This window comes from Undibacterium sp. Di27W (assembly GCF_049340345.1).
In the GTDB taxonomy this organism is placed as follows: Bacteria; Pseudomonadota; Gammaproteobacteria; order Burkholderiales; family Burkholderiaceae_D; genus Undibacterium.
In genome coordinates this window covers 1-255 of sequence record NZ_JBMPOS010000187.1, presented here as the reverse complement: position 1 = coordinate 255, position 255 = coordinate 1, and the positions used below count along the sequence as shown (strand labels likewise).

1 protein-coding gene is annotated in these 255 nt (G+C 52.2%); it reads right to left on the bottom strand.

Translation table 11 applies throughout. The features are described from left to right. On the bottom strand, positions 1-255 hold a 255-nt coding region (locus ACO0LF_RS31830), incomplete at both ends, for a sensor histidine kinase (protein WP_423021466.1).

Below are 255 nucleotides of genomic sequence, written 5' to 3'. Positions count from 1 at the left end.
CTACATGAGAGAGAGGAAGCCGTAAGGTAAACGTACTACCTTGACCTACACCATTTGAATTAGCGACAACCGTGCCGCCATGTAGTTCAGTTATCTGCTGCACCAGTGCCAAGCCGATGCCAAGACCCGCTTTACTTCGCAGAGCCGTGGCAGTTCCCTGACCAAACATGTCGAATACGCGTGGCAGCGATTCGACCGAAATACCTGCTCCCGTGTCTTTAACTTCCAGCGTCGCCTGTTCGTCTTCAATACCCA